General features: G+C 48.3%; 10 protein-coding genes. All 10 read left to right on the top strand.

What is annotated here, in order from left to right; translation table 11 throughout:
• Window positions 1-532, top strand: a 532-nt coding sequence (gene cmk / locus ACJMM4_RS04305; protein ID WP_405383234.1) for a (d)CMP kinase, incomplete at its 5' end; no start/stop codon positions are given.
• Window positions 529-1,125 carry a lysophospholipid acyltransferase family protein gene (locus ACJMM4_RS04300; protein WP_405380094.1) on the top strand — a complete coding sequence of 199 codons (597 nt, stop codon included), beginning with the start codon at window positions 529-531 and terminating at the stop codon, window positions 1,123-1,125. The genes cmk and ACJMM4_RS04300, both read left to right, overlap by 4 nt.
• Window positions 1,122-3,194, top strand: coding sequence for a 4-hydroxy-3-methylbut-2-enyl diphosphate reductase (ispH, locus tag ACJMM4_RS04295; protein WP_405380092.1), 2,073 nt, complete (start codon window positions 1,122-1,124; stop codon window positions 3,192-3,194). Before ACJMM4_RS04300 ends, ispH begins: the two co-directional genes overlap by 4 nt.
• A gap of 12 nt (window positions 3,195-3,206) precedes the next feature.
• Window positions 3,207-4,271, top strand: coding sequence for a type 2 isopentenyl-diphosphate Delta-isomerase (gene fni, locus ACJMM4_RS04290; RefSeq protein ID WP_405380090.1), 1,065 nt, complete (start codon window positions 3,207-3,209; stop codon window positions 4,269-4,271).
• Window positions 4,272-4,643: 372 nt separating this feature from the next.
• The gene (gene glmS, locus ACJMM4_RS04285; RefSeq protein WP_405380088.1) at window positions 4,644-6,473 is read left to right on the top strand and encodes a glutamine--fructose-6-phosphate transaminase (isomerizing); all 1,830 of its coding nucleotides are present in this window, start codon (window positions 4,644-4,646) and stop codon (window positions 6,471-6,473) included.
• A 148-nt stretch (window positions 6,474-6,621) separates the two neighbouring features.
• On the top strand, window positions 6,622-8,085 hold the full coding sequence (gltX, locus tag ACJMM4_RS04280; protein ID WP_405383232.1) for a glutamate--tRNA ligase: 1,464 nt from the start codon (window positions 6,622-6,624) through the stop codon (window positions 8,083-8,085).
• A gap of 42 nt (window positions 8,086-8,127) precedes the next feature.
• On the top strand, window positions 8,128-8,967 hold the full coding sequence (locus tag ACJMM4_RS04275) for a protease inhibitor I42 family protein (RefSeq protein ID WP_405380084.1): 840 nt from the start codon (window positions 8,128-8,130) through the stop codon (window positions 8,965-8,967).
• A gap of 9 nt (window positions 8,968-8,976) precedes the next feature.
• Window positions 8,977-9,222 (top strand): cell division protein ZapA, encoded by a 246-nt coding sequence (locus tag ACJMM4_RS04270; RefSeq protein ID WP_405380082.1) that lies wholly within the window; start codon window positions 8,977-8,979, stop codon window positions 9,220-9,222.
• Window positions 9,223-9,228: 6 nt separating this feature from the next.
• Window positions 9,229-11,694 (top strand): DUF3656 domain-containing protein, encoded by a 2,466-nt coding sequence (locus tag ACJMM4_RS04265; RefSeq protein ID WP_405380080.1) that lies wholly within the window; start codon window positions 9,229-9,231, stop codon window positions 11,692-11,694.
• A 1-nt stretch (window position 11,695) separates the two neighbouring features.
• Complete coding sequence (locus ACJMM4_RS04260; protein WP_405383230.1) at window positions 11,696-14,077, top strand: endonuclease MutS2; 2,382 nt, start codon at window positions 11,696-11,698, stop codon at window positions 14,075-14,077.
• Window positions 14,078-14,134 lie beyond the last annotated feature (57 nt).

The following is a 14,134-nucleotide window of genomic DNA, read 5'->3' as shown; positions in this document are numbered from 1 at the left end:
GCAAACGGGCAAGGCTTTCGATGAAGACTTTATTAGCGGTCTTTCCCAAACTATGGTTATCGAGTTCCGCCCGGAGGCAAAGGTAAACCGTGTTTTTGTGGATGGAGTAGAAGTTACGGATGCTATCCGTAGCACCGAAGTAACTGCTATTGTTTCCAAGGTGGCAGCTATTGGCGCTGTCCGCGAGGCTATGGTTGACCAGCAACGCCGTATGGGTGAAAGCGGCGGCGTACTTATGGACGGCCGTGACATTGGTACAGTGGTTTTCCCCAATGCCCAATTAAAGATTTTTCTCACTGCTTCCGTAGAGGAGCGGGCAATGCGCCGTTATAAGGAGCTTGTGGCTAAAGGCGAGCAGGTTGACTTGGAGCAGCTGCAAAAAGACATCGCCAGCCGCGACAAGCAGGACAGCGAGCGTGCTATCAGCCCCCTGCGCCAGGCAGAGGACGCGCTGCTTTTGGATACTTCTGATATGGATATCAACCAAGTAACCGAAAAGATTATGCAGCTGGTTCAGGAGAGAGCACAATGATTTACGCAATTGCTAAATTTATTCTGCGCTTCTTATTTAACATCTTCCTGCGGTTGCGGGTAGAGGGCGCGGAAAATATTCCCAAGGATGGTCCGCTGGTAATTGCCAGCAACCATTTAAGCTTGCTTGATCCGCCTGTAATTGGTACTGCAGCTACCCGCAAGGTACATTTTATGGCTAAGCAGGAGTTGTTTGTTCCCATTTTAGGTGATTTATATAGGATTCTGGGCGCCTTCCCCGTTCGCCGCGGTGGTGCGGACCGTGCAGCTATCAAGCACGGTATCGAAATCCTCCAAAGCGGACAGGTTTTGGCAATCTTTCCGGAAGGTACCCGTAGCAAGACCGGTAAGCTGGGTAAGGCTGAACCCGGTGCTTTAATGATGGCCAGCAAGGCTCAGGCTACGATTACTCCCTGCTGCGTAATCGGCACGGATTACAAGCGTCAGGGCAGGATTTGGCCCAAGGTAACAGTCCGTTTCGGCAAACCGATTCCGTTTCCTGCCGATGCGGTTGTCAATAAAGAGTTTCTCCAGCAGATGACGACGGAGCTTATGGAGCACATCGCCAAACTGCAAAAGGGGGAGAATATATGATGGAAATTACAGTTGCCGACCACTGTGGCTTTTGCTACGGTGTGAAGCGTGCCGTAGAAATGGCGCGCCAAGCGGCTGCGGACCATGTGCAAGGGGGAACATTGGGTCCCTTGATTCACAATCCTCAGCTGATCGGCGAACTTGCATCCCAAGGTATTGCCTGCAGGGAAAGCCTTGCAGAATTTGCTCCCGGGGAAACAGTGATTATCCGTTCCCATGGTGTAGGCCCGGAGATTTATGCGCAAGCAGAAAAAATGGGGCTGCAAATTATGGATGCAACTTGTCCCAATGTCCGCCTAGCCCAGAAAAAAGCGGCTCAGGCAGCGGCCGATGGCTATTTTCCTGTGATTGTTGGTGAAAAAAATCATCCTGAAGTAAAAAGTATTTTAAAATGGGCAGGAAAAAACGCTATTTGTGTCGAATATATAGAAGATATCTCTTGTATACCGCAGCAGGAGCGCTATGGAGTTGTTATCCAGACCACTTTTGAGCTGCAGAAATTCGAAGATATATTGGCAGAAATGCAGAAGCAACGTCCGGGAGAATACCGGGTAGAGCGTACTATCTGCTTAGCGACATCCCAAAGGCAGAACGCCGCTGTCAAGCTGGCGCAGGAAGCCGATGCGGTTGTGGTGATTGGCGGTAGGAATAGCGCGAACACTCGTCATCTGGCGGAACTGGTGCAGAAGCATTGCCGCCATACGTATCATATCGAAACTGCAGACGAACTGTCTAGCGATATGCTAAGAGGTTGTCATAAAATAGGAATCACGGCAGGAGCATCAACTCCGGACCGTTTAATTAAGGAGGCTATTATAGCAATGGAAAACATGGATTTTGAAAGCATGCTCAACGAAAGTATGGAGGTAGAGGTATATCCGGGCAAAATTGTTAACGGTACCGTTATTCAATTGGATAAAGATGGCGTATACGTATCTTTTGGATATAGACATGATGGCTTAATCACTTATGCCGAATGGAACCCGGCTGTATCCGCTGAAGAACTGATGGCTACCATTAAGGTTGGCGATGAAGTTGAAGCAAAAGTTATCCCCGGCAGCACCAAGAGCGATTTCGTTCGTCTGTCCAAAGTTAAAGCTGAACGCGATGCAGCTTGGAAAAATGTTGCAGAACTGCCCGAAGGCGAAAAACGCCCGGCAACTGTTAAAGTTATCCGCATCATCAAAAACAAAGCTAAAAACATCGTTGGTTTGGCTGTTGCAGTTGAAGGCGTTGAAGGCTTCATGCCCGCTAGCCATGTAGAACTGCGCCGTGTAGAAGACTTCACTCCCTACATCGGTCAAGAACTGCAAGCTGAAATCATCGAAGTTGACCTGGAAAAGAAACGCATCGTTGTTTCCCGCCGCGACCTGCTGAAAGCTGAAAAAGAAGCTAAAGCAAAAGCTTGGAGAGAACAAAAAGAAGCTCAAATCGCTGCTCGTAAAGAAGCACGTGCTGCTGCTGAAGAGGCTGCTTACAATTCTGTAGAAGAAGGCCAAGTAGTTCCCGGTAAAGTAGTTAAAGTTGCTGATTTCGGTCTGTTCGTAGAAGTTGGCGAAGGTCTGGTTGGCCTGGTTCACCAAACCGAACTGAGCTGGGATCGTAATGTAAAACCTGCTGAAGCAGCTCAAGAAGGCGACGAAGTAACCGTTCTGGTTAAGAAAATCGACCGCGAAAACAAACGCGTTGCTCTGTCCATCAAAGCTACCCAAGAAGATCCTTGGAAAGTAGAAGCTGGCAAATTCCATGTTGGCGATATCATTGACGTAGAAGTAGTTCGCTTCCTGCCCTTCGGCGCTATCGTTAAACTGAGCGACAAAGTAGAAGGTTTGGTTCACATCTCCGAAATCGCTCAAGAACGCATTGCTCAACCTGCTGACGCTCTGGAACTGGGCCAAGTAGTTAAAGCTGAAATCATTAAAATGGATCTGGACAGCAAGAAAATCGGCCTGAGCATTTCCAAAGTTAAACGCGATGCTGAAAAGAATGAATATCGTTCCTACATGGGCAAAAAGAATTCTTCTCTGAAACAAAGCATGGCTGATCAACTGGAAGGCCTGGAGAAATAAGAGGTTTTCAGGATGCAGCGAGCACAACGTAAGCTAGAACATATTAAATATGCCCTACAGCTTGGTGATGGTCCCGCTGATACCCATTTTGCAGATCTGCGCTTTATACACAATTGTCTGCCGGAACTTAATCCGGCAGACATTGATTTATCTGCGGAAATTTTAGGCAAACGGTTACGTTTGCCTTTTTTCATTGATGCCATTACCGGTGGAACTGATGCCGTAACGGAAATCAACCGCAAACTGGCGCAGGTTGCTGAGCGTTGCGGTATGGGTATGGCTGTAGGCTCCCAGTACGGTGCCGTCCGCGACTGCGTATCCTTTGGCAGCTATACTGTAGTGAGGGAAGAACATCCCCATGGCTTGGTGCTGGGCAATCTCAGCGCTTTAGCAACGCCGGAGCAGGCGCAGGCTGCAGTTGCTATGCTGCAGGCTGACGCTTTGGAACTGCATTTGAACGCAGCCCAAGAGCTCTGGATGGCCGAAGGGGATAAGGATTACGCAGGCCTATTGGCGAACATGGTGCGGATTCGTGAGGCGCTAGGTGTACCTGTCATTGCCAAGGAGACAGGCTGCGGTATTGCTGAAGCGCAGTACGCAGAACTGCTGGCATCAGGCTTTACTTATTTTGACTGCGCCGGTGCCGGCGGTACTAATTTCCCTGCCATTGAAACTGCAAGACAAGGAAATACTTTAAGTGCAGATTTTGCTGCTTGGGGTTTGCCAACTGTTTGGACACTGTTAGATGGCTGCGAAGCTTTGCCAAGTGATGCTTTCCTCCTTGCTAGTGGTGGTGTTCGTAGTGGGGGCGACATTGCTAAAGCCTTCGCTTTAGGTGCGGATGCAGTGGGGATTACTGGGCCCATCCTGCGAAAAGTAGTGGAAGAAGGCGTGGACGCAGCTGTTGCCTACGTGGAAGATTTAGCAGAGGATTTAAAGAACTACATGCTGCTTTTAGGCTGCCGTGCTCCCCGAGATTTACGCAAAGTGCCTTTGGTAATCAGTGGCGCAACCCGTAATTATCTGGATTGCCGCGGTTATAATCTGCAAGCTATCTGCCAAAGCAGGAGGGTGTGAGCGGTTATAGCGTGAATATTCATTCTTTGGCTTTGTAAACAAGTTGTGAAAAAGTCTCTGAATGGGCGCGTATATAGCTATAAGTCTTAAATTTTCTTGCTTTTAATACAATTATATTGTAAAATTAACATAGTCACAAAGAGGTGCCGCGGGGGCTAGCCAGCCTGCGCGGCATATCGTATGCTTAGATGCAGATAAGTGATAGAGCGCATGCACCGCTATGGCGGTGGACGAGGAATGAGGTTATCGATTAGTCAGCGGATGCCTCACGGCCGGCTGTAGGCCGCAAGCTGGATACAAAGCCCCTCGGTAACGGGGGAGGGAAAATTTCCGCAACAGAATGGCAAAATACTATTCTAGGAGGATACTAATATGTGTGGTATCGTTGGTTATATTGGCAGCAACCAAGCTGCTCCCTTTTTGCTCGATGGCATGAGCAAGCTGGAATACCGTGGTTATGACTCCGCCGGTATTGCAGTTATGGAAAAAGGACAAATTCGTGTAGATAAATGTGTGGGCCGTCTTGATGCTCTCCGTCAAAAATTGACCGGTAATATGCCTGTAGGCACTATGGGCATCGGCCATACCCGTTGGGCAACTCATGGTCGTCCGTCTGACCGTAATGCTCATCCCCATACTGATCCTACCGGTAAATTCGTTGTAGTACACAATGGTATTATCGAAAACTATTTGACTTTGAAGGAACAACTGATTGCTAAAGGCCATGTATTTGTTTCTGAAACTGATACTGAAGTAGTAGCTCATTTGATGGCAGACCAATACAATGGTGACTTTGAAGAAACCGTTAAGGCTGTTCTGCGGATGATCAAAGGTTCTTATAGCTTGGTATTTATGTGTGAAGCAGAGCAGGACAAGATTATCTGCACCAAGAAGGATAATCCGTTGGTTATCGGCCTGGGCGACGGTGAAAACTTCATCGCTTCCGATATTCCTGCTATCATCAACCATACCCGCCGCACCTTTATTATGAGCGACGGTGAAATTGCTACTGTAACTGCTGATGGCGTTTGGGTACAGGATATCAACGGCACCCCCATTAGCAAGAAAGTTTTCGAAGTTAACTGGAACGCTGAAGCTGCAGAAAAAGGCGGTTTCGAGCATTTCATGCTGAAAGAAATTTACGAACAGCCTAAAGCAATGCGCGATACCATGACCGGTCGTGTAGATGCAGCCGCAAAAGCAATTGGTTTCCCCGAGCTCAACTGGACTCCGGAAGAAATGGGCGATATTAACAAGATCTTTATCGTTGCTTGCGGTACTGCTTACCATGCAGGCATTGTTGGTAAATATTATTTGGAACAATTGGCACGTGTACCCGTTGAAGTAGACATTGCCAGCGAGTTCCGTTATCGCAATCCTTTGGTTGATGGCAATAGCTTGACCATCGTTATCAGCCAAAGTGGTGAAACCAGCGATACTTTGGCAGCACTCCGCGAAGCTAAGCGCTTAGGTAGCCGTACTTTGGCTGTAACCAACGTTGTTGGCAGCTCCATTGCCCGCGAAGCAGACCAAGTAGTATACACCTACGCAGGTCCTGAAATTGCTGTTGCTTCCACCAAGGCATACACCACCCAATTGCTGGCTATGCTGATGCTGGCTATTTATGTGGGCCGTCTCCGCAACACCTTGGCTGCAGAAAAGGCAGAAGCTTTGGTTGAAGGCTTGGGCTTGATTCCTGAACAAATTCACCAAATGCTGGAAAACGTTGACCAAATCAAAGTTTTCGCTCGTGAGTACGGTAGCAGTGAAGATGCTTTCTTCCTTGGCAGAAGCTTGGACTATGCAGTAGCATTGGAAGGCGCCTTGAAGCTGAAGGAAATTTCCTACATCCATGCAGAAGCTTACGCTGCAGGCGAATTGAAACACGGCACTTTGGCTTTGATTGTTTCCGGCGTGCCTGTAATCGTTTTGGCAACCCAAATGGATGTCTATGATAAGACTGTAAGCAATCTGCAGGAAGTTAAAGCTCGCGAAGCTGTAGTAATCGCTATTGGTTTCGAAGGCGACGAATCCCTGAAGAAATATGCTGACCATGTAATTTATATTCCTAAGACTGACAAATATTTGGCACCGCTGCTGGCAGTACTGCCCTTGCAGCTCCTTGCTTACTACGCTGCTTTGACCCGTGGCTGCGATGTTGATAAACCGCGTAACCTGGCTAAGAGCGTAACCGTAGAATAAAAAATTACCCGCCCTGACGTAAGTTAGGGCGGGTTTTTGTATCTTAGCGGAGAAAACTTTGTGAATATATGTGCACATAATTGCACTTTACGCCTGTAAGCGGTATAATAAATTGATACACTATTTTATTTTTTAAGGAGACGATACAATGTCCGAAGTTAGAGTAAGATTTGCGCCCAGTCCTACTGGCTATTTACATATTGGCGGTGCCCGTACTGCATTGTTTAACTGGCTGTTTGCTCACAAAATGGGTGGCAAACTGATTCTGCGCATTGAAGATACTGATATTGAACGCTTGAAGGAGGACAGTGTAAGCCAAATCCTTACCAGCCTGAAATGGTTGGGTATTACTTGGGATGAAGGCCCCGAAGTTGGCGGTGACTACGGTCCCTATTACCAATCCCAACGCTTTGATATTTACAAGAAATATGTTGACCAACTGGTGGCAGAAGGCAAAGCCTACTACTGTTTCTGCACTCCCGAAGTTTTGGAAGCAGCCCGCGAAAAACAACGTGCTGCTAAACAACCCTTCCGTTATGCGCGTACCTGCCGCGATTTGAGCAAGGAAGAAGTGGAAACGCGCATCGCTAGCGGCGCTAAATATTCCGTGCGCTTGAAGATTCCTGCCGAAGGCTCCATTACCGTCCATGATTTGATTCATGGCGATGTTACCTTCAATATGGATCAATTTGATGACTTCGTTATCATGAAATCCAATGGCATTCCTACCTATAATTTCGCTGTCTGCATTGATGACCATCTGATGGGCATGACCCACGTTCTGCGTGCAGAAGAGCATTTGTCCAACACTCCGAAGCAATTGCTGGTTTATGAAGCCTTTGGTTGGGAACCGCCTAAATTCGGCCATATGTCCATGATTTTGGCACCTGACCGTTCCAAACTGAGCAAACGCCATGGTGCAACTTCTGTAGAAGAATTCCGTAGCCAAGGCTATCTGGCAGAAGCTATTGTCAACTATCTGACTTTGCTGGGCTGGGGTCCCGGGGATGAGCGCGAACTGTTCACCTTGGAAGAAACTGTTAAGCTGTTCCAACTGGAGCAGATGTCCAAAAAAGCTGCTATCTACGATACCAAGAAGCTGACTTGGATGAACGGCCAATATCTGTCCGAACTGCCTTTGGAAAAAATTCTGCCGGAAGTTAAGCCCTTCTTTATTAAAGATGGTTTTGTAGATGAAGCATGGTTCGATACCCATGCAGAATACTTTGCTAAATTGGTAGATGTAGTGCGTGTCCGCGTAAAGACTTTGCAAGAAGTTGCTGACGCTTCCTCTTACTTCTTCCAAGACGTTACTTCCTATGACGAAAAGGGCGTTGCTAAACATTTCAAACCGGAAAGCGTAGCTCTGTTGGAGCAATGCATTGTGGCTATTGAAGCAGATGATGTTTACGATTTGGCTTCTACCGAAGCTGCCTATAATAAAATCGCTGCTGATAATAATTTAGCCTTGGGCAAAGTAATTCATCCCACTCGTTTGGCTTTGACCGGACGTACTGTTTCCCCCGGTATGTTTGATGTAATGGTACTGCTGGGCAAGGAACGTACTTTGGAACGTCTGCACAAAGCTGTAGAGTATATTAAAGCAATGTAATTGAACTTCCTTATGGTAAATAGGGAAGCTTGAGGTAAAATTATGAAAACCCTACTGACAACATTAATCCTTGCCATGTTGGCGCTGCCTGTTTATGCGGACCAACAGACTACTGTTTTGCAGGAACAAGCTACAGTTGCCAAGGCGCAGGCTGTACTACCTTATATTGACGGCAGCAACAGTACCGAAATGGAAAAGCTTGCCAATGCCCTTATCCGTACTACTGCTACGGATTTAGCTAAAGAGGTAGGCGGTGGCAATGTTACCTATAAGGTGATGCTCAACCGTCCCAGCCTTGTGAGCCTGCTGCTGGAAGCACGCAATGGCAATAAGCTTGCCTATAAAGGCTTGAACATTGACTTGACCACGGGCAGGGAGTTTACGGTAACTGATTTCTTTGTAGATAATGAAGAAGTACAGGCTGCCCTAGGGGATTATGAAAACGTCCTCTTTGGCGAAGAAGGCTTATACATTCATCATAAAAAATATGCTGCTTATGATACTTGCGTACCCTATAGCAAGGTACTGAAAAATATGCGTATTGGTGAAGCAGGACGTATTATGCAGGTAGCAAAGCTTACTGCTGCAGCTAATGGCAAAACTTTAGTTATGCCTAAAGGTGGCTTGCTGGCTTTGAAGTTGGACTCTAATCCTTCCACAGGTTATGGCTGGAGCGTTAATGCTGATGCGGCCGTACAAAAGGTGGGCAGTTCCTTTACTATCCCCAGAGCGGAAGAAGCAAGAGTGGGTACTCCCGGTACGGAAATCCTTTTTCTTGCTGTGCAGCAGCCCGGTACCCACCAGGTTAAGCTGGAATACAAGCGCGCTTGGGAACGCATCAGCCTGCAAAGCATCACCTTTACCGTACAGGTAGCAGAATAAGGAGATCCTATGGCAAAAGAAGCTGTAAATGTACAAATTTGTAATGAAACATACGTGCTGCGTACTTCCGCAGCGCCTGCGAAGGTGTTAAAGATAGCGCAGAATGTGGATGAACGTATGCAGAAACTGGCAACGGAAAAAAACGTCCAGAACAAAGAAAAGCTGGCTGTGTGGGCAGCGTTGGATCTGGCCGCTGATTTATATGAGCTGCAAGAGCGCTACGACAAGCTGCTGGCAGCAGTCCGCGAAAGGTAAAAGAAAATGAGAAACGAAAAGATTGAACTGTTGGCTCCAGCAGGTAGTTGGGAAGCTTTGGAAGCAGCGGTTAACGCCGGTGCAGATGCCGTTTATATGGGCGGTAAAGCTTTTGGCGCCCGTGCGTACGCCAGCAATTTTGATGAAGAAGAAATGGCTAAGGCCGTGTACTTCGCCCACATGCACCGTGTACGTATCTATATTACAGTTAACACTTTGGTGGATGACAGCGAATTACCGGAATTGGCAAGCTATCTGATGTTCCTGAGCAACGTGGGCGTGGATGGTATTATTGTGCAAGATTTGGGCATTATCCGCCTGGCTCGCAAAATCGTACCGGAGCTGCCTTTGCACGCCAGCACCCAGATGACCATTACCAATAGCAGCGGTGTAGACTTTGCTACTGCTGCAGGTATGGAGCGCAGTGTTTTGGCGCGCGAACTTTCCTTGAAGGAAATAGAAGCAGCCTGCTCCCGCGGTAGTGAAATTGAAACCTTTATCCACGGCGCATTATGCGTATGCTACAGCGGCCAGTGTTTGATGAGCAGCCTTATTGGCGGTCGCAGCGGCAACCGTGGCCGTTGCGCTCAGCCCTGCCGCTTGCCCTATAGCCTGCTTAACTCCAAGGATGAAAATATGTTGGAAGGCAAGGATGCAGGCCAATATTTGCTGAGTCCTAAGGATATGAATACTCTGCAGATTCTGCCTCAGCTGATTGATGCAGGCGTAGTCAGCTATAAGATTGAAGGTCGCATGAAACGTCCGGAATACGTGGCAGTAGTTGTTGATGCTTATCGTCGCGCTATCGACAGCTATTTGGCAGGGGACTACAAGGTTCCGGCAGCAGATTTGGCGAATATCGAGCAAATCTTCAACCGCGACTTTACCACTGCCTACATGGTGAACCGCCCCGGTAGGGAAATGATGAGCGACCGTCGTCCCAATAACCGCGGTGTTTTGGTAGGCCGTGTAACTAAGATTGATAAACAGCATAACAAAGCTGTAATTAAACTGGATAAAGAACTGCACTTAGGCGATGGCTTGGAGTTTTGGGTCAGCGTCGGCGGACGTGTAGGCACCACTTTGACCGAGATGCTTTGCAATGGTCAAAGCGTTTCCAGCGCCCAACCGGGACAGCAGGTAACTATTGATGTTCCCAATGGTGTGCGTTTTAACGACCGTGTCTTCCGTACTTTAGACAGCTGTTTGATGGCGTATGCAGGCCAATTCTTCGGCCCGGAAGCTAAACACCGTATTCCTGTGGATGCTGTTGTCACTGCCAAACTAGGTCAGCCCATGACCGTAGTGCTCACTGATGACGAAGGCAACGTGGGCTACGGCGAAACTAACTTTATCGTTGAGGAAGCACGCAAACGTCCTTTGGATGAAGCAGGTGTACGCAAGCAGCTTGACCGCCTTGGCACTACGGAATATTTCTTGAACAGCCTTACTTTTGAGCATGACGAGAATGTGATGGTGCCCATGAGCGAAATGAACGAGGCACGCCGTATGGCTTGCGAAGCACTGGATGCAGCGCGCTTGGAAGCTTTCGCTCCTGCGCGTACCAAGGTGCATAGCTATACAGAAAAACTCACTCCTGCAGCCCATAAACGCCAACCTGTGGATTGCAAGCTGACTGTTCATTGCGACAGCGTTGCCAAGGTTAACGCTGCACTGCAGGCAGGTGCAGAGCGTATCCTCTTCGGCGGTGATTGCTATAACCATGTGCTGCCCACCAATGATGATTATGCTAAGGTTGCGGAAATGTGCCGCAAAGCAGGCAGGGAGGTAGCTTTTGCTACTCCCCGTATTATCAAAGAAGCACAGCTTGGCTATTTTGATAAACTCTTTGCTTTGTGGGAGCAATTGCAGCCTAACTACGTATATATTAACAACAATGGTCTGTGGCCGTTGGCGAAGAAACACCAAGGGCTGCCTTTAGTAGCAGATATGTCCCTGAACATCTTCAACAGCCAAACCTTACAGTTCTGGCAGGAACAGGGCGCTTGTGGCGCTGTGCTGAGTCCGGAGCTGACCATGACCCAGGTAGAGCAGTTGGCTTCCGTTAGTCCGCTGTCTTTGGAGTGCATGATTCAAGGCCGTTTGGAAATGATGGTTTCCGAATACTGCGTTGGTGGTAGTTTCTTAGGCGATCTGCATAAAGGCGCCTGCAAGTTCAACTGTCGCGAGCAGCTTTTCTTGGGCGACCGCAAGGACGCACGTTTCCCCATTGCAACGGACCAATTCTGCAAGATGCACGTCTTGAACGCCCATGAACTTTCCATGGTGGCTAATGTGCAGCACATGGCAGAAATCGGTGTAGCTAGCCTGCGTATTGACGCACGTATTTATGACGAAGCGCGTATTGGCGAACTGGTAACATTGTACCGCAAAGTTTTGGGCGGGGCAGTGGAGGCACCGGAAAACTTACCGGGTACTACCCGTGGACATTATTATCGGGGTGTGATGTAAAATGGCTCGATTTGCCATCAAAACACTGGAATTTGATAAAGTAAAAAATATGTTGGCCTCCAAGGCTGCTACCTTCCTAGGCAAGCAGATGGTGACAGGTCTGCAGATAGAAAGCGATTTTGGCAAGGTCAAGCTGCTGCAGCAGGAAACTGCGGAAGCACTGCGGATTCTTGACGAAGGCAAGCGTTTTCCTTTTGGCGGTGCCTATAATATTACGGCTGACGTCAAACGGGCTGAGCTAGGCAGTGTGCTGGAGCCTGAGGAACTGCTCCACGTGCTGACAACTTTGCAGGCGCTACGTGCTATGAAGGATTTCGTAGCGGACAATAACGAAATGGCGCCTGCATTGGCGGAGTACGCTAATTATATGCAGCAGTTCGGCCGATTGGAAAAGCAGATTGAAAGCGCTATTGATGATCATGGTGAAATCAAGGACAGTGCTTCTCCCAAGCTGAACGGTCTGCGTACCGCCATCCAAATCGCTAAAAACAGGGTAAAGGACAAGCTGGACAGCATTCTCCATGACCCTAATAACCAAAAGTATTTCCAAGATAATTTGGTTACCATGCGTGGTGACCGTTATGTAATTCCTATTAAGCAGGAATATAAAATGAACTTCCCTGGCATCGTCCATGACCAATCCGGCACAGGCGCAACCTTGTTTATCGAGCCTTTGGCTGTTGTCAATTTGAACAATGATATTAAGCGCTACGTAGCGGAGGAAAGGGAAGAAGTGGAGCGCATCCTACGCACGCTTACCCAAAACGTGGGCGCTGATGCCAATGGTATTCTAGCTACATTAGAAATATTTACCAAGCTTGATGTAATCTGTGCCAAAGCCTTGTTGGCGCAGGAACAGCACGCAGTACGACCCATGATGGTTTTGGGCAGCAGCGTGGAAATCCACCAAGGGCGCCATCCCTTGCTGAACAAGGATAGCGTAGTGCCATTGGACGTGCAGTTAGGCGACAAGTTTACCATGCTGCTGATTACCGGTCCTAACACCGGTGGTAAAACCGTAGCCTTGAAGGCTGTAGGTATTTTCGCTCTCATGGCACAGACAGGTATGTTTATTCCTGCTCTGAGCGCTAAACTGCCTGTATTCCGCGCAGTTTACGCCGATATTGGTGACGAACAGAGCATCGAGCAGTCTTTGAGTACCTTCTCCGCCCACATGACTAATTTAATTAGCATATTGAATGAAGTTAAAAGTGGCGATTTGGTGCTTATTGACGAAATCTGCGCAGGTACGGACCCCAACGAAGGTGCAGCTTTGGCTATGTCCATGCTGGAGCATTTACACGAGCAGAAAGTGCTGACCATGGTGACAACTCACTACAGCGAATTGAAGACCTTCGCTTACGGACACGAGGGTATGGAAAATGCCAGCGTAGAATTTGATCCCGTTTCCCTGCGTCCTACCTATCGTTTGCTCATGGGTGTACCGGGCAGCAGTAACGCTTTCAATATCAGCCGTCGACTAGGCTTGGCAGAAGATATTATCAAGCAGGCTGGCGAGCTGCTCAACCAAGAACATGTGCACATGGAAAACGTGCTGCAGGAGTTGGATAGCGAGCGCCGCCGTTACGAAAGCGGCAGTGCGGAAATCGAGCAGTTGCGTCGCGAAGCAGAACAGCTGCGTAACTCCTTGTCTTATTCTAAAGCGGAGTTCGAACGTCGCAAAAACGAAATGCTTCGCAAAGCACGGGAGCAGGCGGACGAAATCTATCGCCGCAGCCGTCGCGAATCTGAAGCCGTACTCAAAGAGCTACGTGCTATGAAAGCGGATTATGACACCAAAATGCTGGCACAAAAGGCGGAGGAAGCACGCAAGAAGTTGAACAAGACTTTAAGTGAAGATGCTCCTTTGCCGGAGGGTGCGCCTTTGACCGCCCAAACTGCTAAAAAGGGACTGAATGTTTTTGTAGTTTCTTTAGGTAAGAATGGTGTGATTACCGATGTTAAAGGCAACGAAGTTACGGTGCAAGTTGGTATTCTGAAAATGAATGTGCCTGCAGGAAAATGTCTGCTGACTAAAGCGCAGCCTGCATCCACTTCTGCCGAGCCGAAAAAGCGTAAAGGCTTTACGAAAAATGCTGCCGCTAACTACGCTCACCAAATGTTTGTGGCGAAAAGCAGCAGTGCCCGTCAAGAAATCGATGTACGCGGTATGACCTTGGACGAAGCGATTCCTGTGGTAGATAAGGCTATTGATGATGCCCTTATTGCAGGCATTGGTCAGCTGCGCATTATTCATGGCAAGGGCACAGGCGCCTTGCGTGCAGGCTTGACTGCTTATTTAGAAACTAACCGCTTTGTGAAGAAGTTGGAGGTCGCTGCTCTGGATGCCGGTGGCAGTGGCGCAACTGTTATTGATCTTTAAATCAACTACCTTCTTAACTCCACCTGTAGGGGAGCGTATTTGAGGGGAGCTAATGGA

This window comes from Phascolarctobacterium sp. (assembly GCF_045124115.1).
Classification (GTDB): Bacteria; Bacillota; Negativicutes; order Acidaminococcales; family Acidaminococcaceae; genus Phascolarctobacterium_A.
This window is presented reverse-complemented; position numbering and strand designations above follow the sequence as displayed.